The sequence below is a fragment of the Allotabrizicola aquatica (SeqCode) genome (assembly GCF_965194375.1).
GTDB lineage: Bacteria > Pseudomonadota > Alphaproteobacteria > Rhodobacterales > Rhodobacteraceae > Tabrizicola_A > Tabrizicola_A aquatica.
Window position 1 is genome coordinate 114,414 of record NZ_OZ239428.1, and the last position, 22,403, is coordinate 136,816.

The 22,403-nt window shown below is 63.3% G+C and carries 27 protein-coding genes; 13 read left to right on the forward strand and 14 right to left on the reverse strand.

Annotation, left to right across the window (positions count from 1 at the left end):
* The 5 genes from murB to murD form a co-directional block, all read right to left on the reverse strand.
* Complete coding sequence (murB, locus tag AC72UB_RS13755) at positions 1–930, reverse strand: UDP-N-acetylmuramate dehydrogenase (protein WP_505190281.1); 930 nt, start codon at positions 928–930, stop codon at positions 1–3.
* Positions 931–1,064: 134 nt separating this feature from the next.
* Complete coding sequence (murC, locus tag AC72UB_RS13760) at positions 1,065–2,477, reverse strand: UDP-N-acetylmuramate--L-alanine ligase (protein WP_505190282.1); 1,413 nt, start codon at positions 2,475–2,477, stop codon at positions 1,065–1,067.
* 3 nt (positions 2,478–2,480) lie between these two features.
* Complete coding sequence (locus AC72UB_RS13765; protein WP_505190283.1) at positions 2,481–3,572, reverse strand: UDP-N-acetylglucosamine--N-acetylmuramyl-(pentapeptide) pyrophosphoryl-undecaprenol N-acetylglucosamine transferase; 1,092 nt, start codon at positions 3,570–3,572, stop codon at positions 2,481–2,483.
* Positions 3,569–4,732, reverse strand: coding sequence for a putative lipid II flippase FtsW (gene ftsW / locus AC72UB_RS13770; RefSeq protein ID WP_505190284.1), 1,164 nt, complete (start codon positions 4,730–4,732; stop codon positions 3,569–3,571). Before ftsW ends, AC72UB_RS13765 begins: the two co-directional genes overlap by 4 nt.
* Before the next feature lie 234 nt (positions 4,733–4,966).
* Positions 4,967–6,364, reverse strand: a complete 1,398-nt coding sequence (murD, locus tag AC72UB_RS13775) for a UDP-N-acetylmuramoyl-L-alanine--D-glutamate ligase (protein WP_505190285.1) — start codon at positions 6,362–6,364, stop codon at positions 4,967–4,969.
* Between the two features lie 129 nt (positions 6,365–6,493).
* Here murD and rimO point away from each other — a divergent pair, with 129 nt between their 5' ends.
* Positions 6,494–7,876, forward strand: coding sequence for a 30S ribosomal protein S12 methylthiotransferase RimO (gene rimO, locus AC72UB_RS13780; protein WP_505190286.1), 1,383 nt, complete (start codon positions 6,494–6,496; stop codon positions 7,874–7,876).
* A 3-nt stretch (positions 7,877–7,879) separates the two neighbouring features.
* On the opposite strand, the gene AC72UB_RS13785 is transcribed toward rimO, so the two are convergent.
* Genes AC72UB_RS13785 through AC72UB_RS13795 form a run of 3 tightly spaced genes read right to left on the reverse strand, consistent with a single transcriptional unit; the run spans position 7,880 to position 8,712 of the window.
* A complete protein-coding gene (locus AC72UB_RS13785; RefSeq protein ID WP_505190287.1) occupies positions 7,880–8,170 on the reverse strand; it encodes a type II toxin-antitoxin system RelE/ParE family toxin in 291 nt (96 codons plus the stop codon).
* Entirely contained in the window at positions 8,167–8,412 is a 246-nt protein-coding gene (locus AC72UB_RS13790) for a type II toxin-antitoxin system ParD family antitoxin (RefSeq protein ID WP_505190288.1), read from the reverse strand. Before AC72UB_RS13790 ends, AC72UB_RS13785 begins: the two co-directional genes overlap by 4 nt.
* Positions 8,413–8,469: 57 nt before the next feature.
* The gene (locus tag AC72UB_RS13795) at positions 8,470–8,712 is read right to left on the reverse strand and encodes an accessory factor UbiK family protein (RefSeq protein ID WP_505190289.1); all 243 of its coding nucleotides are present in this window, start codon (positions 8,710–8,712) and stop codon (positions 8,470–8,472) included.
* Positions 8,713–8,829: 117 nt separating this feature from the next.
* On the opposite strand from AC72UB_RS13795, the gene lgt reads away from it, so the two are divergent.
* From lgt to AC72UB_RS13815, 4 genes are all read left to right on the forward strand, one after another.
* Positions 8,830–9,717 carry a prolipoprotein diacylglyceryl transferase gene (gene lgt, locus AC72UB_RS13800; protein ID WP_505190290.1) on the forward strand — a complete coding sequence of 296 codons (888 nt, stop codon included), beginning with the start codon at positions 8,830–8,832 and terminating at the stop codon, positions 9,715–9,717.
* The gene (locus AC72UB_RS13805) at positions 9,714–10,766 is read left to right on the forward strand and encodes a class I SAM-dependent methyltransferase (protein WP_505190291.1); all 1,053 of its coding nucleotides are present in this window, start codon (positions 9,714–9,716) and stop codon (positions 10,764–10,766) included. Before lgt ends, AC72UB_RS13805 begins: the two co-directional genes overlap by 4 nt.
* A 17-nt stretch (positions 10,767–10,783) precedes the next feature.
* Positions 10,784–11,533: a peptidoglycan editing factor PgeF gene (gene pgeF, locus AC72UB_RS13810; RefSeq protein WP_505190292.1), complete on the forward strand. Its 750-nt coding sequence runs from the start codon at positions 10,784–10,786 to the stop codon at positions 11,531–11,533.
* Positions 11,534–11,792: 259 nt separating this feature from the next.
* The gene (locus tag AC72UB_RS13815) at positions 11,793–11,942 is read left to right on the forward strand and encodes a hypothetical protein (protein WP_505190293.1); all 150 of its coding nucleotides are present in this window, start codon (positions 11,793–11,795) and stop codon (positions 11,940–11,942) included.
* Positions 11,943–12,374: 432 nt separating this feature from the next.
* On the opposite strand, the gene AC72UB_RS13820 is transcribed toward AC72UB_RS13815, so the two are convergent.
* On the reverse strand, positions 12,375–12,875 hold the full coding sequence (locus AC72UB_RS13820; protein WP_463291386.1) for an Lrp/AsnC family transcriptional regulator: 501 nt from the start codon (positions 12,873–12,875) through the stop codon (positions 12,375–12,377).
* A 159-nt stretch (positions 12,876–13,034) separates the two neighbouring features.
* Here AC72UB_RS13820 and trxB point away from each other — a divergent pair, with 159 nt between their 5' ends.
* On the forward strand, positions 13,035–13,973 hold the full coding sequence (gene trxB / locus AC72UB_RS13825; RefSeq protein ID WP_463291387.1) for a thioredoxin-disulfide reductase: 939 nt from the start codon (positions 13,035–13,037) through the stop codon (positions 13,971–13,973).
* A gap of 166 nt (positions 13,974–14,139) precedes the next feature.
* Entirely contained in the window at positions 14,140–16,209 is a 2,070-nt protein-coding gene (locus AC72UB_RS13830; RefSeq protein ID WP_505190294.1) for a bifunctional sulfate adenylyltransferase/adenylylsulfate kinase, read from the forward strand.
* Between the two features lie 75 nt (positions 16,210–16,284).
* Here the strand turns inward: AC72UB_RS13830 and AC72UB_RS13835 are convergent, their stop codons facing one another.
* Both AC72UB_RS13835 and AC72UB_RS13840 read right to left on the reverse strand, forming a co-directional pair.
* Positions 16,285–16,512: a DUF1150 family protein gene (locus AC72UB_RS13835; RefSeq protein WP_463291389.1), complete on the reverse strand. Its 228-nt coding sequence runs from the start codon at positions 16,510–16,512 to the stop codon at positions 16,285–16,287.
* Between the two features lie 11 nt (positions 16,513–16,523).
* Positions 16,524–16,937 carry an Hsp20 family protein gene (locus AC72UB_RS13840; RefSeq protein WP_463291390.1) on the reverse strand — a complete coding sequence of 138 codons (414 nt, stop codon included), beginning with the start codon at positions 16,935–16,937 and terminating at the stop codon, positions 16,524–16,526.
* Between the two features lie 226 nt (positions 16,938–17,163).
* On the opposite strand from AC72UB_RS13840, the gene AC72UB_RS13845 reads away from it, so the two are divergent.
* From AC72UB_RS13845 to AC72UB_RS13855, 3 genes are all read left to right on the forward strand, one after another.
* Positions 17,164–17,382, forward strand: coding sequence for a YdcH family protein (locus AC72UB_RS13845; protein ID WP_463291391.1), 219 nt, complete (start codon positions 17,164–17,166; stop codon positions 17,380–17,382).
* A gap of 206 nt (positions 17,383–17,588) precedes the next feature.
* Positions 17,589–18,071, forward strand: a complete 483-nt coding sequence (gene purE, locus AC72UB_RS13850; protein ID WP_505190295.1) for a 5-(carboxyamino)imidazole ribonucleotide mutase — start codon at positions 17,589–17,591, stop codon at positions 18,069–18,071.
* Positions 18,064–19,137: a 5-(carboxyamino)imidazole ribonucleotide synthase gene (locus AC72UB_RS13855; RefSeq protein WP_505190296.1), complete on the forward strand. Its 1,074-nt coding sequence runs from the start codon at positions 18,064–18,066 to the stop codon at positions 19,135–19,137. The genes purE and AC72UB_RS13855 overlap by 8 nt, the downstream gene beginning before the upstream one ends.
* Positions 19,138–19,201: 64 nt before the next feature.
* On the opposite strand, the gene AC72UB_RS13860 is transcribed toward AC72UB_RS13855, so the two are convergent.
* The gene (locus AC72UB_RS13860) at positions 19,202–19,909 is read right to left on the reverse strand and encodes an alpha/beta hydrolase (RefSeq protein WP_505190297.1); all 708 of its coding nucleotides are present in this window, start codon (positions 19,907–19,909) and stop codon (positions 19,202–19,204) included.
* A gap of 87 nt (positions 19,910–19,996) precedes the next feature.
* Here AC72UB_RS13860 and AC72UB_RS13865 point away from each other — a divergent pair, with 87 nt between their 5' ends.
* The 3 genes from AC72UB_RS13865 to AC72UB_RS13875 are packed head-to-tail and all read left to right on the forward strand — an operon-like array spanning position 19,997 to position 21,415.
* Positions 19,997–20,449: an NUDIX domain-containing protein gene (locus AC72UB_RS13865; RefSeq protein WP_505190298.1), complete on the forward strand. Its 453-nt coding sequence runs from the start codon at positions 19,997–19,999 to the stop codon at positions 20,447–20,449.
* Complete coding sequence (locus AC72UB_RS13870; protein WP_505190299.1) at positions 20,446–20,949, forward strand: GreA/GreB family elongation factor; 504 nt, start codon at positions 20,446–20,448, stop codon at positions 20,947–20,949. Before AC72UB_RS13865 ends, AC72UB_RS13870 begins: the two co-directional genes overlap by 4 nt.
* Entirely contained in the window at positions 20,930–21,415 is a 486-nt protein-coding gene (locus AC72UB_RS13875; protein WP_505190300.1) for a GNAT family N-acetyltransferase, read from the forward strand. The genes AC72UB_RS13870 and AC72UB_RS13875 overlap by 20 nt, the downstream gene beginning before the upstream one ends.
* 58 nt (positions 21,416–21,473) lie before the next feature.
* Here the strand turns inward: AC72UB_RS13875 and AC72UB_RS13880 are convergent, their stop codons facing one another.
* Positions 21,474–21,962, reverse strand: a complete 489-nt coding sequence (locus AC72UB_RS13880) for a GNAT family N-acetyltransferase (protein ID WP_505190301.1) — start codon at positions 21,960–21,962, stop codon at positions 21,474–21,476.
* Between the two features lie 31 nt (positions 21,963–21,993).
* Positions 21,994–22,398, reverse strand: coding sequence for a low affinity iron permease family protein (locus tag AC72UB_RS13885; protein ID WP_463291399.1), 405 nt, complete (start codon positions 22,396–22,398; stop codon positions 21,994–21,996).
* Positions 22,399–22,403: the final 5 nt, after the last annotated feature.

Here is a 22,403-nt window from a genome sequence, read left to right on the forward strand (position 1 = left end):
TTATTCGGGCAGTGCTTCGCCCACCCGCATGATTTCCCACTCTAACGTGATACCTTGCTGTTGGAAAACCTTTTTTCGCACCTCTTCCCCCAGATTTTCCAAATCTGCGGCGGTGGCACCCCCTATGTTGATCAAAAAGTTGGAATGCATCGGGCTCATCTGCGCCCCGCCAAGGGTCGCACCGCGCAATCCGGCCTCGTCAATCACCTTCCAGGCCTTCAACTCATGCGTGTCATCGGCCTGCCCGGTGCTGGAAAACCCAGCCGGATTGCGGAAGGTGGACCCGGCGCTGCGGTCTTTCGTCGGCTGGCTTGCATCGCGCTTGGCGATCTGGTCGACCATGCGCGCCTCAAGCGCTGCCGGGTCACCTTTGGCGGCGTGGAAGGTGGCGGACACAACCACCCAGCCTTCCGGCATAACCGACGAACGATAGGCCAGCTGCAAATCAGCCGCGGCAATCTCTTTGATCGCGCCCTGCCGGGTGATAACCCGCACGCTGACCAGATGATCGGCCACATAAGACCCATAACAGCCCGCGTTCATCCGGACCGCCCCGCCAATGCTGCCCGGTATGGTGCGCAGGAAGGTCAAGTCCAGCCCCGCCTCAGCCGCCTTCTTCGCCACATGCGCATCCAGCGCCGCCGCCCCTGCGGTCACCGTGTCGCCGTCGATCTGAATGGCGTTGAACCCGCGCCCAAGCCGGATCACCACCGCCCGGATCCCGCCATCCCGCACGATGAGATTGCTGCCCACGCCCATTGGAAAGATCGGCAGGCCCGGATCAACTGCGGCCAGAAAATTGGCCAGATCCGCCTCATCTGCGGGGGAAAACAGCCAATCCGCCGGTCCGCCAACCCGCAGCCAAGTCAGATCAGCCAAGGGGCGGTTCGGGGTCAAAGTGCCGCGCACGGGGGGAAGGGTCTGGGTCATGGCCGCATCAGATACGGGGATTTCGCCCCTCGGGCAAGTTTGGCCGCTCCGCCAAGCGTGATTTCACCCAGCGCCACAGCGAAACCACCGGCCAGCGCAGCACACTGGCCCCAGCGGGCAGAAACAGGGCCGCCTCAGGCCGCCTGCCCCATCAGCTTGGCGGGCAGCGCATTGGCCCAAGCGCTGATCGTGCCTGCGCCAAGGCAAACCACCATGTCACCGGGGCGTGCCTGTTCCTTAACCAGCCGCGCCAGATCCGCCTCGTCCAGCAAAGCGCGCGCATGGCGGTGACCGTGGGCGATCAGGCCCGCCACCAGATCATCGCGGCTGGCGCCCGGGATCGGTTCTTCGCCCGCCGAATAGACATCGGCAATCGCCACCACATCAGCCTCGTTAAAGCAGGTGCAGAAATCGTCAAACAGGCTCGACAGCCGGGTAAAGCGGTGCGGCTGATGCACGGCAATGATGCGCCCCTTGGTCGCCTGACGCGCGGCCTTCAAGACGGCGGCAATCTCCACCGGGTGGTGGCCATAGTCGTCAATGATGGTCACGCCATTCACCTCGCCCACGCGGGTAAAGCGGCGGTTGACGCCCGAGAATGCGGCCAGCGCCTCGCGGATCTCGTCCTTCTTCATACCCAGATGGCGGGCCACGGCCACCGCCGACAACGCGTTGGACACGTTATGATCCCCCGGCATCGGCAGCGCACAATTTTCAATTTTCGAACCTTGCTCCTCATTTTGAAGCAAGATATCGAAGTGTCCTACGCCATTTTCGAACCTTAGGTTCACCGCTCGTACATCTGCCTGAGCGTTAAAGCCAAAGGTCACCACCCGGCGGTCGGTCAGCTTGCCAACCAGCGCCTGCACCTCGGGATGGTCGGTGCAGCACACCGCCAAGCCGTAAAACGGAATGTTCGAGACAAAATCGAGAAAGCCTTTGCGAAGCGCATCAAAGCTGCCCCAATGCTCCATATGTTCGGGGTCGATGTTCGTGACGATGGCAATGGTCGCGGGCAGACGGTTGAAGGACCCGTCGCTTTCATCAGCCTCGACCACCATCCACTCCCCCGCCCCCGCGCGTGCGTTGGAACCATAGGCGTGGATCACCCCACCGTTGATCACGGTCGGGTCAAACCCGCCCTTGTCCAAAAGGGCGGCCACCATCGTGGTCGTCGTGGTTTTGCCATGTGTCCCAGCAATCGCGATGTTTGACCGCAGGCGCATCAGTTCCGCAAGCATCTCGGCCCGGCGCACCACGGGCAGGTTGCGCCGCCGCGCCTCTTCCAATTCGGGATTGCCCTTCTTGATCGCCGAGGAAATCACCACCACCGAAACATCAGCCCCGATATTCGCGGCACTTTGCCCCTCAAAAACTGTCGCGCCCAGCTTGACCAGCCGATCGGTGATTTTTGACGCCTTGGCATCCGACCCTTGCACCCGGTAACCCAGCGTCATCAGCACTTCAGCGATGCCCGACATCCCGATGCCGCCGATCCCGACGAAGTGGATGGGCCCCAGTTCCAGCGGCAATTTGGTGGCGTTCATCGATCAACCTTTCCCTGAAAGACCTTCCACCAGCGCAACAAGCCGCTCGGTGGCATCTGGGCGTCCCTGCCCCAAAGCGTTGCGGGCCATTGCCTCTGCCTTATTGGGCTGGCCCAGAATGGCCGCCATCTGCGCGGCCAGCGTGTCGGCGTCAAGCGCCTTTTCCGCCATCTCGACGGCAGCACCTGCCTCGACCAACCCACGTGCATTGGCGGTTTGGTGATCATCGGTCGCGGCAGCAAAGGGGATCAGGATCGCAGGCCGCCCGATCACCGAGATATCGGCGACCGATGAGGCGCCCGAGCGGCTGATGACCAACTGCGCCTCAGACAGACGACGCGGAATATCGGCAAAGAAGGGCGCGACCTCAGCAATGATTCCAGCGGCCTCATAGGCCGCGACAACGCGATCCAGATCCTCGGGGCGCGCCTGCTGGGCCACGCGAACGTGGCGGCGCAGGCCGTCGGGTAGGCGTACCATTGCCTCAGGCACCACATCCGACAGGATGCGCGCGCCTTGTGAGCCGCCGATCACCACCACCGACATCGGATAATCACCCGGCGCGATATAGCCCGCGCCTGCCCGCTCCAACACCGCCGCCCGCACCGGGTTGCCCGTGTGCTCGCCCTCAATGCCCAAAGGCAGCGCCGTGGGCCAAGTGCCACAGGCGACCTTGTGCACGCGGGGGGCGAATATCTTGTTCACCCGTCCAAGAACGCCGTTCTGCTCGTGGATCATCCGTGGACGGCCTGTCAGGAACGCCGCCGAAAGCGCTGGTATCGTTGGGTAACCGCCAAAGCCCACCACGACGGCGGGCCGGTCGATCAGCATCCGCGCTGTCGCCCCCAGCACTCCGCCCAGAATGCGAAACGGCACCGCCACCTTGGCCAGCACCCCACCGCGCGCAAAGGTGGCAGAGCCGGACACCACCACCTCAACCGCCTCAGGAAAGCCGCCCGCATAGCGCGCGCCGCGCGCATCGGTCGACAGCTTCACCCGCCAGCCACGCGCAATCATGGCCTCGGCCAGCGCTTGGGCCGGAAACATGTGCCCCCCGGTGCCGCCCGCTGCAATCAGCAGCAAGCGCCCGGTCATCTGCGGCTCCGGAAGAGATCGCTCATCTGGCCCTGTGGCCGGTTGCGCGTCAGGGCCAAAAGCATTCCCACCGTGATGCCCGCCGCAATCACCGAAGAGCCGCCATAGCTCACGAAGGGCAGCGTCATCCCCTTGGCCGGCAACAGCCGCACCGCCACACCCATATTGATCATCGCCTGAACCCCGAAGATGCAAGCCAACCCCGTGCCCGCCAGACGGGTGAACACGTCCCGCTCACGCGTCAGCCGATACAGCGAGCGCACGGTAATTGTCATGTAAAGTGCGATGATCACCAAGACGAGCACGAGGCCATATTCTTCGGCCGCCACTGCAATGATAAAGTCGGTATGGGCATCAGGAAGCGTCCACTTAACCTGCCCTTCGCCAACGCCGACACCAAAGAAGCCGCCCTCTTGAATGGCATTGGTGGCATAGCCAAGCTGACTGCGCGGATCGACGTCCGAGGCCAGAAAGCCGTTGATCCGGCGCGCGAAATGCTCGGACATATTGTAAGCGGCAAAACCACCCACGCCGATGAAGGCCAAGATCACCGCGATCAGCACCATCGGCGCACCGGCGACGAAATAGATCACGCCCCAGCCAAACAGCACCAGCATCGCCTGACCAAAGTCGGGCTGCATGGCCAGAAAGCCAACCACCGTCAGCGCAACCCCAAACGAGATCATCCGCCCTGGCGGTCCGTTCAGATCATGCGCCGCCGCAATCAGCCACGCGGTCAAGATCATCAAGCCGGGCTTAAGAAACTCCGACGGCTGCACCGATGCAAAGCCCAAGGAAAACCACCGCACGGCACCTTTGCCAAAGTCGGTCCCAAGAACGGGCAGCAAAGCCAGCGCGACGAAGGACGCAAGGAACCCCAGAACCCCAATCCGGCGCACCATCTCGGGCGACATCATGGAAAACAGCACCATCACCACCATCGCCACGCCGCCAAAGAAGGCCTGACGTTGCACATAGTGGAACGGGTCCAGCCCGTTGCGCTCGGCCAAGGGAACCGAGGCGGCAAGCCCCAGCAAAAGCCCGATGGCAAACAAGATCAGGATTGCGGTCAGCGACCATTTGTCGATCGTCCGCCACCAGCGGGGAATGACAGGCTCTGCCACCCTGCCGGGCATAGAGCCGTAGACCATCTCAGTCATGGAATATCCGCCTGTTCAACGCCTGCTCGAAGACCGCCCGGGTTGGTCCCGGATCAGTAGGGGTGATTCTATCCAATGCGTGGGCATTTGGCCAGCACAAAGGCAGGGTGATTCGTCACCCACGCAGGCATCGGCGTCTTGCCGCGAATCGAAGGGGTTAAGCGCCCGTTCGATGGCTTGGCGCGGGGGGCTTGAGCTACTTGAAACGACGCGGCCACAGCCAAGACTTCGCCCCTAAAGCAGCGCCTTCACACGCGCCACGAAGTCGTCGCCGCGCTTTTCGAAATTGGCGTATTGGTCAAAGCTGGCCGCCGCCGGGGCCAACAGCACCACATCGCCCGGCTCGGCCTCGGCCGCGGCACGGGCCACGGCGCGTTCCATCGTCTCGCAAATCTCTTGCGGGGTATCCCCGATTTGGACCGCAAAATCGCGCGCCGAATGGCCGATGAGATAGGCCTTGCGGACCGCGCCCAGATAGGGCTCCAACCCCGCCAGACCGCCATCTTTGCCCATGCCGCCCACGATCCAGCGGATATTGTTGAACGTCTGCAAGGCCTTGGCAGCACTGTCCACATTCGTGGCCTTACTGTCGTTCACGAACTTGACCCCGCCCTTTTCGCCCACCAGCTGGCTGCGGTGCGGCAAGCCCGCGAAAGACTGGAACGCGCCCTCAATCATCTTGGGGGCAATCCCCACAGCGCGGCAGGCCGCATAGGCAGCACAGGCGTTTTGGTGATTGTGCGCGCCGGGCAGGCCCGCCACCTCGCGCAGGTCGATCGAGGCCATCTGCTTGCCGCGCCGCCACTCGGCCAGAAACCCCTTGCGCGCAAAGACCGACCAACCGAACCCGTCAAGCTTTTGGCCCGAGGAGATGCGGATCACCCGGTCATCCTGCGGCCCCATGGCCAATTGGCCCGCCATGAAGCGGCCCTCCAGCTCATCCACCCCGATCACCGCCCGATCCGGCCCACCTTCGACAAAGAGCCGCCGCTTGGCGGCAAAATAGCCGCCCATGCCGTCGTGCCGATCCAGATGATCGGGCGAGAGGTTGGTGAACACCGCAACATCGGGGGTCAGGGCGCGGGCCAGCTCGGTCTGGTAGGAGGACAACTCCAGCACCACCACCTCACCATCTTGCGGCGGGTCAATCGACAACACCCCCGTGCCGATATTGCCCGCCATCTGCGTAGGCCGCCCGGCCACCTGCAAGATGTGATGGATCAGCGCCGTCGTCGTCGATTTGCCATTCGACCCAGTGACACAAATCACCTTGGGCGGCGTTTCGAAATCGGCCCAGTCCTGGCTGCCAAAGGACTGGAAAAAGAGACCAATGTCATTGTCGACCGGGATGCCCAGCTCTATCGCCCGCGCAATCACCTTGTTGGGTTTGGGGTAAAGATGCGCGATGCCGGGAGAGGTGATCAGCGCCACCACCCCCTCCAACACGCCTTGGCGCGTCAAGTCCACGCAGGCATAGCCTGCCGCCTCGGCCTTCTCGCGCGCCTCGGGGCTGTCGTCCCAGACCACAGGCTCCGCCCCGCCCGCCACCAGCGCTGCCGCCGTGGCCAGCCCCGAACGGCCAAGGCCCAGAACGGCGACCTTTTGGCCGGAATAACCTGTGACGGGAATCATGGTGCCGCATCCTCCTGAATTGGGTGGCAGAATGCACCGGAGCCGCCGATGGGCGCAAGCCGGGGTGCCACGGGGCGGGCGCAGACGCGCCCCTTTGCCGCCGCCCCAGTTTGCGCTATAGCACCGCGCATGAGCCAGAACCCCCCGAACCTCCGCCCTGATCTTGCCCCGAAACCGGTGTTTGACACCGACCGCCGCGCGGGCCAGCCGACCATTGGCATGGTGTCCTTGGGCTGCCCCAAGGCGCTGGTGGACAGTGAACGCATCCTGACGCGCCTGCGCGCCGAAGGCTATGCGATCAGCCCCGATTACAAGGGTGCTGATGCGGTGATCGTCAACACTTGCGGGTTTCTCGACAGCGCCAAGGCCGAAAGCCTTGAGGCGATTGGCGAGGCTTTGCGTGAAAACGGCAAAGTGCTGGTAACGGGCTGCCTCGGGGCGGAACCCGAATACATCACCGGCGCGCATCCCAAGGTTCTCGCCGTCACTGGCCCCCATCAATACGAGGCGGTCTTGGACGCCGTGCACAAGGCCGTGCCGCCCGCGCCCGATCCGTTCATCGACTTGATGCCAGCGACGGGCGTCAAACTGACCCCTCGGCATTACAGCTATCTGAAGATTTCCGAAGGCTGCAACCACGCCTGCAAATTCTGCATCATCCCCGACATGCGCGGCAAACTGGCCAGCCGCCCTGCCCATGCGATCTTGCGTGAGGCGGAAAAGCTGGTGGATGCGGGCGTGCGGGAGCTTTTGGTGATTTCGCAAGACACCTCGGCCTATGGCGTGGACCGCAAGCATGACCTGTCGCCTTGGAAAGGCGGCGAGGTGCGCGCCCATATCACCGATCTCGCGCGCGAGTTGGGCAGCTTGGGTGCTTGGGTGCGGCTGCACTACGTCTACCCCTACCCCCATGTGCGCCAGTTGGTGCCTTTGATGGCCGAGGGGCTGGTCCTGCCCTATCTCGACATACCCTTCCAACACGCCCACCCCGAGACCCTGCGCCGCATGGCGCGGCCTGCGGCGGCGGCCAAGACGCTGGATGAAATCGCCGCATGGCGCCGCGATTGCCCTGAAATCGTGCTGCGCTCTACCTTCATCGTCGGCTATCCGGGTGAGACGGAAGAGGAATTCCAGACGCTTCTGGATTGGATGGACGAGGCGCAACTCGATCGTGTCGGCTGCTTCCAATACGAAAACGTCGCCGGGGCCCGGTCAAACGCCCTGCCCGACCATGTCGCGCCCGAGGTGAAGCAAGAGCGTTGGGATCGCTTCATGGAAAAGGCCCAAGCCATTTCCGAGGCGAAACTGGCGGCCAAGGTTGGCAAGGTCATTCAGGTGATCGTCGATGAGATCGACGACGAAGGCGCCACCTGCCGCACCAAAGCGGACGCGCCGGAGATCGACGGCAACCTCTTCATTGATGAAGGGTTCGAGGGTATGGCCCCCGGCGATCTGGTGACGGTGACGGTGGAAGAAGCCGGGGAGTATGATCTCTGGGGGCGGGTGGTTTAACCCCTACCCCAGCCACCGCCCCACATCGCGGCTTTGGTGCAGGATCCGGATGATCAGGACGCGGTCTGTCTCATGCCTGAACCAGATCACATGCGCGCCCGATACTTGCCGCCGCAGTCCAGCGGTCACGTCATCTGCGGATTGGCCTGACAATTGACCGACTGCCAAAGCCTTCAGCCGCCCACGCAGATCATTGGCATAGCGGCGTGCGCGGGCCGCGCCCCATTCCGCCTTGGAAAACTGATAAATCTCGACGATGTCCAGCTTGGCAAGCGGCGTGATATCAAGGATCACGCAGCATCCCCGGCGATCACTTTGTCAAACCAGTCATCAACATCAAACCCTTCTGCGACGCCGCTCGCCTCACCTTTGGCGATCTCGGCGCGCAGGTCTGTCAAAGCCGCCTCGCGTTCTTCCAGCAAACGCAAGCCCGCGCGCACAACCTCGGAAGCGCTGCCATAGCGGCCCGAGGCGACCTGCTCGTTCAGAAACTCGGCAAAATGGTCACTCAGGGCGATAGAGGTGTTCTTGGTCATGTCCGCCTCGGCACGTTACCAACAAATGGTAACACGCCGCCTCGTCACAGGCAAAACCTACTTCTTCCCCTCAAGCGCCGCGATCCGCGCCTCCAGCGCCGCGTTCTCTTCACGCGCCTTTTGCGCAATCGCGCGCACTGCATCAAACTCTTCGCGTGTCACGAAATCGCGGTCGGCCATCCAGCGGTCGATCAGGCTTTTCATCGCCGTTTCGGCCTCGGTCTTGGCCCCCTGCGCCACGCCCATGGCGTTGGTCATGAGCTTGGACATATCGTCAAGAAACTTGTTGCCGGGTTGCATGGCGCTCTCCATTCCGTTTCGCCCTATATGGTCCGACACGCCCCCCGCCGCAAGCCTGCCAAAGATTGACAAGGCCCGCCCCCTGCCGGAGAAGACGACATAGCAAAGGCAGATCCTATGACCTACATCCCTTTTCCCGATATCTCGCCTGAAATCTTCGCCATCGACATCGGCCCGGTGACCCTGGCGCTGCGCTGGTATGCGCTGGCCTATATCGTCGGGCTGATCTCGGGCTGGAAGCTGATCGTGCGCATGATCACGACGCCACGGCTTTGGCCCGGCGCGGCACCTGCGCGGCCCGAGCAGATTGAGCGGTTGCTGACATGGGTCATCGTCGGCGTCATCTTGGGCGGGCGTGTGGGCTATGTGCTCTTTTACGACTTGGCCGGTTTTGCCATCGACCCCGCCCGCATTTTGCGGGTCTGGGAGGGTGGCATGTCTTTCCACGGTGGCTTCCTTGGCGTGGTTGTGGTCGGCATCCTGTTCTGTCGGCGCGAAAACATCCCCATGCTGCCGATGGCCGATCTGATGGCAGCCGTCGCGCCGATCGGCCTTCTCTTGGGCCGGATCGCCAATTTCATCAACGCCGAGCTTTGGGGCCGCGCCACCACCCTGCCTTGGGGCGTGGCCTTTCCGGGTGATGCGGCGCAATCCTGCGCGACCACCGACTTGCCCTGCATCCGCCACCCCAGCCAGCTTTACGAGGCGGGGTTAGAGGGGTTGCTGCTCTTGGTTTTGCTCACTTACCTGATCTGGTGGCGCGGTTGGTTCCGCTTTCCCGGCGCGATTGCGGGGCTGTTCTTCATCGGCTACGGCGCGGCGCGCTTTTTCGTGGAGTTCTTCCGCCAGCCCGACGCCCAGTTCGTGACGGCCGAGAACCCGCTGGGACTTTATCTCCACTTGGGCGGTGTGGGCCTGACGGCGGGGCAGCTCCTCAGCCTGCCGATGATCATCGCCGGGCTTTGGGTCTTGGCGCGGGCCCGGCAGACCCCGCCGCAAGCATGACCGCGCTGGCCGAGATCCTGATCCGGCGCATCCGTGAGGATGGGCCGATGACGGTGGCGAGCTACATGGCCGAATGCCTCATGCACCCCGAGCATGGCTATTACACCACTAGGCCGCCCTTTGGCGCCCAAGGCGACTTCGTCACCGCCCCCGAGATCAGCCAGATGTTCGGCGAGTTGATCGGCCTTTGCTTGGCGCAATCTTGGCTTGATCAGGGTGCACCCGCGCCCTTTACGCTGGCCGAATTGGGCCCGGGTCGCGGCACGCTGATGGCCGATGTCTTGCGCGCGACGCGCGGCGTGCCGGGATTTCATGCGGCCATGCGATTGGTGCTGCACGAAGCCTCTCCCGCCTTGCGCGCGGTGCAGGCGCACGCCCTGCGGGGCTTTCATCCGCAGTGGATCGCAGAGATCGACGCCCTGCCCGACCAGCCCCTCTTTCTGATCGCGAACGAATTCTTCGATGCCCTGCCGATCCACCAATACCAGCGGACCCAAGGCCAGTGGCACGAACGGCTGATCGGGCTACAGGCGGACCATCTGGCCTTTGGTATCGCGCCAGACCCCACCAACGGCGGCCCCGGCCCACAGTTTGCGGCGGAACCTGAGGGGACCGTCGTGGAAACCTGCCCGCAGGCGCGGCCCTACATGGCCACGATCCAGCACCGCCTGCACGCCCATGGCGGCCTTGCGCTGATCGTCGATTACGGGGGCTGGCGGTCAAAGGGCGACACGCTGCAGGCCCTGAAATCCCACGCCTTCACCGACCCCTTGGCCGAACCGGGCCGCGCCGATCTGACCGCCCATGTCGATTTCGAGGCGCTGGCCGCAGGCTGGGCGCCCTATCGCTACACCACCCAAGGCGCGTTTCTGACCGCGCTCGGGATCGAGGCCCGCGCGGCACGGCTGGCGCAGGGTCTGACCGGACCAGCCTTGGAAAATCACCGCGCCGCGCATCACCGCTTGACCAATGACGCCGAAATGGGTTCGCTGTTCAAAGTGCTGGCCCTTTACGGCCCCTCTGCCCCACCGCCGCCCGGTTTTGCCTGATTGCCTGAAAGACGCAGATGCTGGAAATCATTACCTCGGATGCCCTTGCGCCCCGTCATGGCTTTTTCACCCGAAAGGGTGGCGCGTCCTCGGGCATTTTCGCCGGGCTGAATTGCGGCACTGGCAGTTCGGATCAGGCCGAGATCGTCGCCATCAACCGCGCCCGCGTCGCCGATGCGATGGGTCTGGGGGTGGAGGGCTTGGTCAGCGTGCATCAGGTCCATTCGCCCGATGTGGTGACCGTCACCGCCCCCCTTGCCGACCGGCCCCGCGCCGATGCGATGGTGACAGCCACGCCGGGCTTGGCGCTGGCGGTGTTGACCGCCGATTGCCAGCCGGTGCTTTTTGCCGATGCCAAGGCGGGCGTGATCGGCGCGGCCCATGCGGGCTGGAAAGGCGCGCGCGATGGGGTGATGGAGGCCACGCTCGATGCCATGGAAGTCCTTGGCGCGCGGCGCGGGCAGATCACCGCCGTGATTGGCCCCTGCATCAGCCAGACCGCCTATGAGGTGGGTCAGGAGTTTTTTGAAAGCTTCACCGACGATGCCCCCGAGGCCCGGCGGTTTTTCGTGAACGGCAATGGAGACCGTTATCTCTTTGATCTGCCGTCCTATGGGCTGTGGCGGCTGCGCGAGGCCGGGGTGGGCCATGCCGACTGGACGCGCCACTGCACCTACCGCGATCCGGCCCGGTTCTATTCCTACCGCCGCACCACCCATGCCGGTGAGGCCGACTATGGACGGCAGATTTCAGTCATCCGGCTGTGATCGGGGCAAGACTGCGGCGGGCTTGCCCGATGATTGCCACCAAATCAGAAACAATCCGGGGCCATTGTTTCGATTTTTGCTGATTTCTTGGAGTTTTCAGGCCCGTGTGGGTGGGGGTGGGCTTGCCACAATTGCCCCATGCCGCGGGGCAAAAAAACCTCAGCCGGGCAAGACAGGGCCAAATCCCTGCCGCAAACTGTGGCGAAACTGGTCCCAAGGTCGGGCCCATCCCCGACAGGTTCGCAGTTGGAGCATCGCCATGAAAAAAGACCGCCGCTGGATGAAATCCGTCATCGCCGCCTCGAACGAGGTGCAGGTCAGCCTGCCTTGGGCGCGGGGCACCCGCCGCCGCCCTGAAGCGATGAAACCCGCCGCAAAAGCGGCCCCGCGCGCCCAGGCGGCCCGCTGATCTACCTTCAGACCGCGCCACCGCGCGCAACGACAAGGGCCGCGGGGGCACGCCCCCCGGCCCTTTTTGCATGCCAATGCGCCGAAAGCGGGTGCGTCACGGGGCTGACGAATCACATTTGCCCCGCTTGGGTGGCCGATTGTTCGCAGGGGCAAAAACAATCCGGCCTTCCTGATGAAGATCGGGGCGCAAACCTGCCCAATTAAGGATAAATTTTGACAGCCCGTCCCGATTGCGCCATCTTCTGCCTCACAGATGTCCCTCTGTGAAACCAGCGGTGGCGGCGCGGTAAGACCTCAACGGCTCCCCCCATCGCGACCCAGATCGGCCCCATCGGGCCATCACGGGATTGCGCACGGTCAAGGCCGCCCCGGTGCTCCTCTGGCACCATCACGGGGCGGCCTGAGCTTTTCCGGGGTCGCGCTTCTGATCTCAGGCGTTCTTGGCCAGCCGCGCCTCAAGCACGTCAAAGGGCAGGCCCGGCTCGTCCTTGGCGCAGCGGATCACAAGGCTGGTTTTCACCGAGGCCACATTGTCCGCCGAGGTCAGCCCTTCGGTCAGAAAGCTTTGAAAGGTCGACAGATCAGGCGCCACGCATTTCAGAATGAAATCGATCTCGCCGTTCAGCATGTGACACTCGCGCACCAAGGGCCACTCGCGGCAGCGCTGTTCAAAGGCCGACAGGTCCACCTCGGCCTGACTACGCAGCCGCACCATGGCGAAAACCTTCACCTCAAAACCCAATTCGCGCGCGTCGATATCGGCGTGGTAGCCCTTGATATAACCCTCTTCCTCCAGCGTGCGCACGCGGCGCAGGCAGGGCGGGGCCGAGATTCCCACGCGGCTGGCCAGTTCCACATTCGTCATCCGCCCATCGGCCTGCAACTCGGCCAGAATGCGACGATCGATTGGGTCCAGCTTTGAGGTGGCCATGCGTGTCTCCCTTTTGGACTGCTTATTAGGCGCAAGGGCAGCTCTGCGCAATAATATTTCGCACCTGCGCAACTTTTCGTCATGATCCCCCAAAGCCTAGGGGTTCCCCGTGCCGCGCGGCGGGCCTATATGAAGGCAAGCAAGAATCCGGGGGATACCATGGCCAACACCAAGCACACGCGCGTTCTGATCATCGGCTCGGGCCCGGCAGGCTATACCGCCGCCGTCTATGCCGCGCGGGCCATGCTGAACCCGGTTCTGGTGCAGGGTCTGCAACCCGGCGGGCAGTTGACCATCACCACCGAGGTGGAAAACTGGCCAGGCGAGACGCATATCCAAGGCCCGGAGCTGATGGTGAACATGCAGGCCCATGCCGAGGCGATGGGGGCCGAGGTGATTTCGGATTACATCACCTCGCTTGATCTGCAAAAGCGCCCCTTCACCGCAGAGGCCGACAGCGGCACCACCTACACCGCTGATGCGGTGATCCTGGCCACCGGCGCACAGGCCAAATGGCTGGGCCTGCCGTCGGAGGAAAAGTTCAAGGGCTTTGGCGTCTCGGCCTGCGCCACCTGTGACGGGTTTTTCTACCGTGGCAAGGAGGTTGTGGTGATTGGTGGCGGCAATACGGCGGTGGAAGAGGCGTTATTCCTCACCAATTTCGCCTCGAAGGTGACGCTGATCCACCGCCGCGATTCTTTGCGGGCTGAAAAGATCATGCAGGATCGGCTGTTCAAGAATCCCAAGGTTGAGTTGGTGTGGAACTCGGAGGTGACCGAGGTGCAGGGCACCGAGGCCCCCTTGGGCGTAACCGGCGTGAAAACCCGCAACCTGCAAACCGGGGCCGAAGCCGTGATCCCCTGCGCAGGGTTCTTTGTGGCCATCGGCCACGCGCCCGCGTCGGAGCTGGTGAAAGACCAGCTGGAACTGCACTCGGGCGGCTATGTGACGGTCGAGCCGGGCTCGACCCGCACTGCGATTCCCGGTGTGTTTGCGGCGGGCGATCTGACCGATCACATCTACCGTCAGGCCGTGACCAGCGCCGGGATGGGCTGCATGGCCGCTTTGGACGCCGAGAAGTTTCTGTCAGGGCACTAAGCCCTTTTCCCGCGCCAAGACCGGCGCGGGCCCCCACCCCACTGTGCCATTTCTGCCGCGCAGCACCTGCGTGAACGGCAGAATGCGCCCATAAACCAAGGTTTGGCTTGGCTTTGGCTGCGCGCCATGAGATATGTTCATCATTGAACAAACTTTTGACGCCGCGATGAACGCCCCACAAACCCCTGCCTTTCTGCCCGATGAGGACGCGCTTTTCCGCGTTCTGCGGCAGCTTGACCGGGTGCCAGAGGCCTCACAGCGCGCCACCGCCGAAACTCTGGGCCTTTCGCTGGGCAAGCTGAATGCGCTTTTGCAGGCAGCTCAAGCGGCGGGGTTCATCCGCATCACCGACCGCGACAGCACCGATCGCCGCCAGCGCTTTGCCTATGCGCTGACCGCGAAGGGTGGGGCCGAAAAGTCCCGGCTGGCCGATCGGTTTCTGGCAGGAAAGCTTGCCGAATATCTTGCGCTGCACGCCGAATTGACTGGGCAAGCAGCAGGAATAGTGACGCTTAAACAAAGGACTGAGGTCATGCAGAACAACCATGCTCCATTGCCGGAGCTTTATGTTTCCTACGACTCCGCACAGAAACTGAAGCATGAGGCCGCCACGCTGCCCTCGTGGGATCTGACCGCGCGTCAGGTCTGCGACCTTGAACTTCTGATGAACGGCGGGTTCTACCCGCTGAAGGGCTTTCATTCCGAGGCCGATTACAACGGTGTTGTCGAGAACATGCGCACGGCGGACGGCCATCTGTGGCCCATTCCGGTGACGCTGGACGTCAACGAGGCCTTTGCCGAAAAGGTCGCCCCCGGTCAGGACATCGCGCTGCGCGACGCTGAAGGCGTGATCTTGGCCATCATGTCGGTGACCGACAAATATGTGCCGAACAAGGCACGCGAGGCCGAGATGGTGTTTGGCGCCGATGATCTGGCGCATCCGGCGGTGAATTACCTGCACAATCAAGCGGGTAAGGTCTATCTGGGCGGCCCGGTGACGGGTATCCAGCAGCCAGTTCATTATGATTTCAAGGCCCGCCGCGACACCCCCAATGAATTGCGCGCGTTCTTCCGCAAGGTGGGCTGGCAGAAGGTTGTGGCCTTCCAAACCCGCAACCCGCTTCATCGCGCGCATCAGGAACTGACCTTCCGCGCCGCCAAAGAGGCGCAGGCCAACCTTCTGATCCACCCCGTTGTGGGCATGACCAAGCCGGGCGATGTGGACCACTTTACCCGCGTGCGCTGCTATGAGGCGGTGATCGACAAGTATCCGGCCTCGACCACCACCATGTCCTTGCTGAACCTTGCCATGCGTATGGCTGGCCCGCGTGAGGCGGTCTGGCACGGGCTGATCCGTCGCAATCATGGCGTGACGCATTTCATCGTCGGCCGCGACCATGCCGGCCCCGGCAAGAACAGCGCGGGCCAAGATTTCTACGGCCCCTATGACGCGCAAGAGCTGTTCAAAAAGCACGAGGCCGAGATTGGCGTGACCATGGTTGATTTCAAGCACATGGTCTATGTGCAGGAAAAGGCACAGTATTATCCGGCCAACGAAGTGCCGGAAGGCTGCACGGTTCTGGACATTTCCGGCACCGAACTGCGCCGCCGCCTGCGTGAGGGACTGGATATCCCTGAGTGGTTCTCGTTCCCCGAGGTGGTGACGCAGCTGCGCAAGACCTCTCCTGCGCGCGACAAGCAGGGCTTTACGGTGTTCTTCACCGGGCTTTCCGGTTCGGGCAAATCGACCATTGCCAATGCGCTGATGGTCAAGCTGATGGAGCAGGGCGGGCGTCCGGTGACGCTGTTGGACGGTGATGTGGTGCGCAAGCATCTGTCGTCGGAGCTGGGCTTTTCCAAAGAGCACCGCGACATCAACATCCGCCGCATCGGCTATGTCGCCAGCGAGATCACCAAGAACGGCGGCATCGCGATCTGTGCGCCCATCGCGCCCTATACCGCCACCCGCCGCGCTGTGCGTGAGATGATCGAAAACTACGGGTCCTTCCTTGAGGTCCATGTCGCCACCTCGGTCGAGGAATGCGAACGGCGCGACCGCAAGGGGCTTTACAAGCTGGCCCGCGAAGGCAAGATCAAGGAATTCACAGGCATTTCAGACCCTTATGAAGCGCCCACCAATGCCGAACTGGTGATCGACACTGAAGGCACCCAAGTGGATTCTTGCGCCCATCAGGTGATCTTGATGCTGGAGTCGATGGGCCTGATAAAAGCCTAACAGCCCAGCTATTCGGGAAAGTTAACGCGCCGTCCCGAAAGGGGCGGCGTTTTCGCTGTCTGCGGGGGGGAGCCCTTAGTGAACGTTCACCGGATCCATCTCATGCTGGCGCGCCAGCACGAAGGCCAGGTTGCGGTCGGCCACCAAAGCCAGCCGCGCGCCATCGGGGCGGTTGACGGAATAGACCGTGGAAAGCCCGCCCACCTTGGCCTGCACGTCGGCCGGAAGATCGGCGACTTGCACCGCGCGGATATAGACGATGCTGCGTTCGGCTGCCGGCAGCGCGTCGAATTTCACGTTCATGACAGCCCTCCTTACTTGCGACCGATCTTGATCGTTTGCACAATGGTTTCCGGCACTTGGCGGCGCAGGTCGATGTTCAAAAGCCCGTGGTCAAGCCCGGCCCCCGCCACTTCGACCCCGTCGGCCAGCACGAACGAGCGCTGAAAGGCGCGGGCGGCGATGCCGCGGTGCAGGAAAACACGGTCGGCGCCGTCATCGCCTTGGCGGCCACGCACGACCAATTGGCGGTCTTCGACCGTGATCGCCAGATCTTCCTCGCGAAAGCCCGCGACGGCCAGTGTGATGCGATAGGTGTTGTCCGAGGTCGCCTCAATATTAAAGGGCGGATAGCCTTCGGAGGCGGTTTTGGCGGTGCGTTCGACCAGTCGTTCCAACTGTTCAAACCCCAACAGGAAAGGGTGGGCACCGAAGCTGAGTTTCGTCATGATCCATGTCCTTGATCCAAGCGACATCTGTGGTCCGGCCCCGGAGTGCGGCGGCCAGTCTTGACAAATATGGGGCGGGCAAGGACGCGGCGCAAGACCCGGTAGGCCGCGAAAATCAACCGGGTTCTGCGTAAAAATAATGCGAGAGATCAAGATTCTTGCCCATGCCAAGGCCGAATCGATGTATCCTTTATAAAAGCAAGAATGATCGGACCAAGATCCAGCCATGAACATTTCCAGCGAGATGAACTTTGAGGAGATGCTTCGGGTGAAACTCGAGGTCTTGAAGCGCGAGCATCGCGATCTGGATGAGGCGATTTCAGCGCTGGAACTGTCGGGTCGGCCCGATCAGTTGACGCTGCGGCGGCTGAAGAAGCAAAAGCTGTCGCTGAAAGATCAGATCGTGAAGTTCGAAGATCAGTTGATCCCCGATATCATCGCCTGAGTGGTTTGGGCGGGGTGATGGTCTGACGCCCGATCTGCGGCGGCAAGTCTCTGAAACTGCAAGAAAAGGCTGTCTGGTATCCGTCGGATTTGCGTCTGGCCTGCGTCTGGCATCCGTCCCGACATTTGGCCCGCCCTTCGGCCAGCGCCTTGCCCCCTGCCCCGCCCCAGTATATTGCCGCCCTATCACCGGATGGAGGCGCGCGCATGGCTGTCGATGTGGGGATCATCATGGGAAGCCAGTCCGACTGGCCGACGATGAAAGAGGCCGCGCTGATCTTGGATCAGTTGGGCATTTCTTATGAGACCAAGATCGTCTCGGCCCATCGCACGCCGGATCGGCTCTGGGACTACGGCAAGGGTGCCGCTGGCCGGATCAAGGTTATCATCGCAGGCGCGGGCGGGGCGGCGCATTTGCCGGGCATGATGGCGTCAAAGACCCGCGTGCCGGTGATTGGGGTGCCGGTGCAGACCAAGGCGCTGTCGGGCGTGGACAGCCTGTATTCGATTTTGCAGATGCCCAAGGGCTATCCGGTCGCCACCATGGCGATTGGGGCGGCGGGGGCGGCCAATGCCGGGTTGATGGCGGCGGGGATTTTGGCGATTTCTGACCCGGCGCTGGCGGCGCGGCTGGACGCGTGGCGCGCGGCTTTGTCAGACTCGATCCCGGATGAGCCGAAGGATGAGTGAGATGTTGAAACCGGGCGCGACCATCGGAATTCTGGGCGGCGGGCAGTTGGGCCGCATGCTGTCGGTTGCGGCCAGCCGTTTGGGATACAAGACCCATATCTATGAGCCCGCGGCCAACCCACCCGCTGCGGATGTGGCTCATGCCTGCACCACGGCGAGCTATGACGATCATGCGGCCCTTGCCGCCTTTGCGGCCTCGGTCGATGTCATCACCTATGAGTTTGAGAACGTCCCGACGGCTGCGCTGGATTTGTTGGAGGCGGCCAAGCCCATTCGCCCGAACCGCCGCGCCTTGGCGATTTCGCAAGAGCGGATTGCGGAGAAGGATTTTCTGACCGGACTTGGCCTGACCTGCGCGCCCTATCGGGCGGTGAATTCGCTGACCGATCTGGAGGCGGCGATTGCCGAGATCGGGACGCCTGCAATCTTGAAAACCACCCGGCTGGGATACGATGGCAAGGGGCAGGCGCGGATCATGTCTGCCGCCGATGCGCCGGGCGCCTTGGCCGCGATGCAGGGTGCGCCTTCGGTGCTGGAGGGGTTTGTGACCTTCAGCCATGAGGTGTCGGTGATTGCGGCGCGGGGGCTGGATGGGTCGGTCGCGGCCTATGATCCGGGCGAGAATGTCCACAAGGACGGGATCTTGGCGACCACCACCATTCCGGCGCGGCTGTCGCCCGGCCAGCGGTCGGATGCGGTCTTGATCGCGGCGCGCATCCTGAATGCGCTGGATTATGTCGGTGTCATGGGGGTGGAGTTGTTTGTCACCCCGCAGGGCCTTTTGGTGAATGAGATTGCGCCGCGGGTGCATAACTCGGGTCACTGGACGCAGAACGGCTGCGCGGTGGATCAGTTTGAGCAGCATATCCGAGCGGTGGTGGGCCTGCCTTTGGGCGATGGGGCGCGGCATTCGGATGTGGTGATGGAAAACCTGATTGGCGATGATATCGACAAGGTTCCGGCCATTTTGAAAGAGCGTCATGCGGCGCTGCATCTCTATGGCAAGGCCGAGGCGCGGCCGGGCCGTAAGATGGGTCATGTGAACCGGGTGCAGGTCAAGGGCTGAGGGTTTGCGGGGGCGGCTCATCGTCGCCTTCGGCGCTCTTCGCGGGGGACCGCAAGGCGCGGGTCTAGCGTTTCAGCGAGGACACCAGCCGCATCACGGCGGCGGGCATGGTCAGGCCCTCTTCAAACTGGCCTTCGCGCAGGAAGGCCAGCACTTGCGAGATGACCAAGGGGTTGTTCATGAGGAAGGTATGGCTCACGGGCATCGTGAGATGCGCGGCCCCTTCCAGCCGGGTTGAGGCGACCGAGACCTTGCCGTCATTCGGCCCCGGAATAAGCCCGCCCATGAAGGGGTTGAGCGGGACGGACCCGGCGATCACCCCCACCTCATATTCGGGCAGGCCAAGGCGGTTGGGATAAGAGCCCGGCCCGGTGCCAAGCTCCATTCCGGCCGGGCCCATCAGCCATTGAAAGGCGCCAAGGTCGCTGAAGCGGTCCACGAGTTCTGAGCCGCCATTGGGGGGCGCCAGCATCACCATCCGCCCCATCAGCGCCGGGCGATTTTCGGCAAGCCAAGCTCGGGCCAGAATTCCGCCCAAGGAGTGGGTGACGAAATGCACGCGACGCGCGCCACAGGCCGCGACCCGGCGGCCGATGCCTGCGACAAGGTCAGCCATGGGGGCGCGGGTCGAGGCGTAGCCGTGGTTCATCACCCCGTAGCCGGCCTGCATCAGCGCCTCTTGCATCACCCGCAAGGACCGGGGCGTGCGGCTGAGGCCGTGCAGCAGGATCACCACCTCATCGCCTGCGCCGGGCTTTGCAAAGATCTTCATGGCGAGAATTCCTTTTCCCCAGCCTACGCCTTGCGGGGTCGGCTTGAAAGGGTGGACATCGCCCGGCCAGCCCGTAAAGTCGGGCGCATGGCCACCCGCACCCCCCGACTTGCCGCCCGCGCGTTGATCTTGCATCAGGATCGGCTGCTTTTGGTCAACGCCTTTCCGGGGGGTAAGTCGGATTTGTGGTGCGCGCCGGGGGGCGGGGTGGAGAGCGGATCGTCGCTGCCCGACAATCTGGCGCGTGAGGTGCATGAAGAATGCGGGTTGCGGATTGCGGTGGGGGCGCCTGCGCTGGTGAACGAGTTTCACGACCCGCGCAGCGGCTTTCATCAGGTGGATCTGTTCTTTCGCTGCACGATCCTGTCGGGCACGCTGGATGCCGCCTGGCGCGACCCTGAGGGGGTGGTGACCGAGCGGCGGTTCTTTGCCCGCGCGGATCTCGAGATGGGCCGCATCCGGTTCAAGCCGGACAGTTTGGCGGAGGTGGCTTGGGGGACGGGCTGTCATTATGACCCGTTGGAGCCCTTGGTGCTATGAGCCGGGCCTTTGTGAAAGAGGGCATGGGCGAGTTGGAGCCGTTGCCCGATCTGCCGATATCGGCGCATCCGAATTATGTGACGCCGCGGGGGCTTGCGGCGTTGCGCGCGCGGCTTTTGGCGCGGCAGGGCGATTTGGCGGTGTTGCGCGGGCGGGCCGAGCGGTTGGACAAGCTGCCCGAGGCGGCGGCGGAGCGCGACATTCGCTATCTTGAGGCGCGGCTGCGGTCGGCGATTGTGGTGGACCCGGGCGCGCAGGACTGTGCGGAGGTGCGGTTTGGCTTGCGGGTGACGGTGGTGGATGAGGGCGGGGTCCGGTCGGCCTATGAGATCACCGGCGAGGATGAGGCCGAGGCCGCCCTTGGCCGGATTGCCCCCCAGTCGCCGCTGGCGCGGGCTTTGATGGGGGCCATCGTGGGGGATGAGGTGATGTGGCACAAGCCAGCGGGGGCGGTGGCCTTGGAGATCGTGGAGATTGCATATGCTGATCCGCGCGCTTGATCCTATCGCTGATCTGGATGCGGTGGAGGGGCTTTACACCCGCGCCGCCGATTACTGGATTTTGGCGGATCGCCGCGCGCCGGACCGTCAGAAGGCGTGCGACTTTTTCACCGACACGCCGCCCGGCTGTGACCCCATGCTGTCGCATCGGTTGGGGATGTTTGTGGAGGGCGGCCTGATGGGGGTGGCGGAACTGTCGTTCGGCTTTCCGGCCCCGGGGGACGCCTATCTGGGCCTGCAGATCCTTGCGCCCGAGGCGCGGGGGCGCGGACTTGGCCGGGGTCTTTTGGCCGAGGTGGAGGCGCGCGCGCGTGCGGCGGGGGCTGGGGTGCTGTATCTGGCGGTTTTGGCGGAGAACCCGCGGGGCTGGGCGTTTTGGGCGCGGGAGGGGTTTCGGGACACCGGGCTCAGCCGTCACGATGACGAGACCGGCCATGTGCTGCACCGGCTGAGCAAGGGTCTGTAACCCGCGCGCGGGCGGCGCCGGGGGGTTTTGAGTATTTATGCCAAGATGAAACGGCGGATCAGAGGCCCTGAAAAGCGGCGGGATAGATCAGGGGCGCTTCGGGGCTGTCGTCGCCGGGGCGGGCGATGAGGGTGTGGTCTGTCCCATAGGGGGAGGCTAGCCGCGCCGCGCGGGGGTGGGAAAAGCCGCAGCGGGTGTAGAAGCTGGGTTTGCCGAGCACCACGAGGGTTTGGCCCTTGATCGCCGCGAGTTTTGCGACCCCGGTTACGAACCGGGTGCCCCAGCGCTGGCCTTGCCAGTCGGGGGCGATGGCCACGGGGGCGAGCGCCAGCCAGCCTTCGGGCGCTGTGAGGCGGGAGAGGGCGAGGTATCCGGCGAGCCCTGTGCCCCAAGGCAGGACCATTTCCAGCTCTATCTGCCCTGCGGCGCGCAGGGCGCGGACCAAGGCGGCCTCGGCCGGGCCAGGAAAGGCGTCTTTGAGAAGCGCTTCGGCCATTTCTTCTTCGCCAGCGCGCAAGGGGCGCATGAAATCGGGGCCTGCGGGCATGGGGCGCGTCCTTTTCGATCTGGTCTTCGGATCAGGTTTCTGGCGTGTCAGTGTCGGTCTCGCCGCGCGAGAGGCGACCTCGGGCATCTGCGGCCAGGGTTTGGAACTTGGCGCGGAACTCGGCGAGGCGGGCCTCGTCCAGCTCTTCAAGATCAAGGAGCGCGTTATGCGCACCTTGGGTGGCGCGGATCAATTCATCAAGCTTGAGCTGGATCGCCGCAGTATCGCGGTTTTGGGTGTTCTGGATCAAGAACACCATCAGGAAGGTGATGATGGTGGTGCCAGTGTTGATGACGAGTTGCCAAGTGTCCGAAAAGCCAAAGATCGGCCCGGTTAAAATCCAAGCGGCGATCACCGAAAGGGCGAGCAGAAAGGTGCTTTGATGACCGCACCAATGCGCGATTTTCTTGGCGATGCTGCCATATGCGTCGGCCATAATGC

Excerpts from the sequence above, each read along its gene's own strand:
- murB (WP_505190281.1), bottom strand. The coding sequence starts at position 930 with ATGACCCAGACCCTTCCCCCCGTGCGCGGCACTTTGACCCCGAACCGC.
- murC (WP_505190282.1), bottom strand. The coding sequence starts at position 2,477 with ATGAACGCCACCAAATTGCCGCTGGAACTGGGGCCCATCCACTTCGTC.
- AC72UB_RS13765 (WP_505190283.1), bottom strand. The coding sequence starts at position 3,572 with ATGACCGGGCGCTTGCTGCTGATTGCAGCGGGCGGCACCGGGGGGCAC.
- ftsW (WP_505190284.1), bottom strand. The coding sequence starts at position 4,732 with ATGACTGAGATGGTCTACGGCTCTATGCCCGGCAGGGTGGCAGAGCCT.
- murD (WP_505190285.1), bottom strand. The coding sequence starts at position 6,364 with ATGATTCCCGTCACAGGTTATTCCGGCCAAAAGGTCGCCGTTCTGGGC.
- rimO (WP_505190286.1), top strand. The coding sequence starts at position 6,494 with ATGAGCCAGAACCCCCCGAACCTCCGCCCTGATCTTGCCCCGAAACCG.
- AC72UB_RS13790 (WP_505190288.1), bottom strand. The coding sequence starts at position 8,412 with ATGACCAAGAACACCTCTATCGCCCTGAGTGACCATTTTGCCGAGTTT.
- AC72UB_RS13795 (WP_505190289.1), bottom strand. The coding sequence starts at position 8,712 with ATGCAACCCGGCAACAAGTTTCTTGACGATATGTCCAAGCTCATGACC.
- lgt (WP_505190290.1), top strand. The coding sequence starts at position 8,830 with ATGACCTACATCCCTTTTCCCGATATCTCGCCTGAAATCTTCGCCATC.
- AC72UB_RS13805 (WP_505190291.1), top strand. The coding sequence starts at position 9,714 with ATGACCGCGCTGGCCGAGATCCTGATCCGGCGCATCCGTGAGGATGGG.
- pgeF (WP_505190292.1), top strand. The coding sequence starts at position 10,784 with ATGCTGGAAATCATTACCTCGGATGCCCTTGCGCCCCGTCATGGCTTT.
- AC72UB_RS13815 (WP_505190293.1), top strand. The coding sequence starts at position 11,793 with ATGAAAAAAGACCGCCGCTGGATGAAATCCGTCATCGCCGCCTCGAAC.
- AC72UB_RS13820 (WP_463291386.1), bottom strand. The coding sequence starts at position 12,875 with ATGGCCACCTCAAAGCTGGACCCAATCGATCGTCGCATTCTGGCCGAG.
- trxB (WP_463291387.1), top strand. The coding sequence starts at position 13,035 with ATGGCCAACACCAAGCACACGCGCGTTCTGATCATCGGCTCGGGCCCG.
- AC72UB_RS13830 (WP_505190294.1), top strand. The coding sequence starts at position 14,140 with ATGAACGCCCCACAAACCCCTGCCTTTCTGCCCGATGAGGACGCGCTT.
- AC72UB_RS13835 (WP_463291389.1), bottom strand. The coding sequence starts at position 16,512 with ATGAACGTGAAATTCGACGCGCTGCCGGCAGCCGAACGCAGCATCGTC.
- AC72UB_RS13840 (WP_463291390.1), bottom strand. The coding sequence starts at position 16,937 with ATGACGAAACTCAGCTTCGGTGCCCACCCTTTCCTGTTGGGGTTTGAA.
- AC72UB_RS13845 (WP_463291391.1), top strand. The coding sequence starts at position 17,164 with ATGAACATTTCCAGCGAGATGAACTTTGAGGAGATGCTTCGGGTGAAA.
- purE (WP_505190295.1), top strand. The coding sequence starts at position 17,589 with ATGGCTGTCGATGTGGGGATCATCATGGGAAGCCAGTCCGACTGGCCG.
- AC72UB_RS13855 (WP_505190296.1), top strand. The coding sequence starts at position 18,064 with ATGAGTGAGATGTTGAAACCGGGCGCGACCATCGGAATTCTGGGCGGC.
- AC72UB_RS13860 (WP_505190297.1), bottom strand. The coding sequence starts at position 19,909 with ATGAAGATCTTTGCAAAGCCCGGCGCAGGCGATGAGGTGGTGATCCTG.
- AC72UB_RS13865 (WP_505190298.1), top strand. The coding sequence starts at position 19,997 with ATGGCCACCCGCACCCCCCGACTTGCCGCCCGCGCGTTGATCTTGCAT.
- AC72UB_RS13870 (WP_505190299.1), top strand. The coding sequence starts at position 20,446 with ATGAGCCGGGCCTTTGTGAAAGAGGGCATGGGCGAGTTGGAGCCGTTG.
- AC72UB_RS13875 (WP_505190300.1), top strand. The coding sequence starts at position 20,930 with ATGCTGATCCGCGCGCTTGATCCTATCGCTGATCTGGATGCGGTGGAG.
- AC72UB_RS13880 (WP_505190301.1), bottom strand. The coding sequence starts at position 21,962 with ATGCCCGCAGGCCCCGATTTCATGCGCCCCTTGCGCGCTGGCGAAGAA.
- AC72UB_RS13885 (WP_463291399.1), bottom strand. The coding sequence starts at position 22,398 with ATGGCCGACGCATATGGCAGCATCGCCAAGAAAATCGCGCATTGGTGC.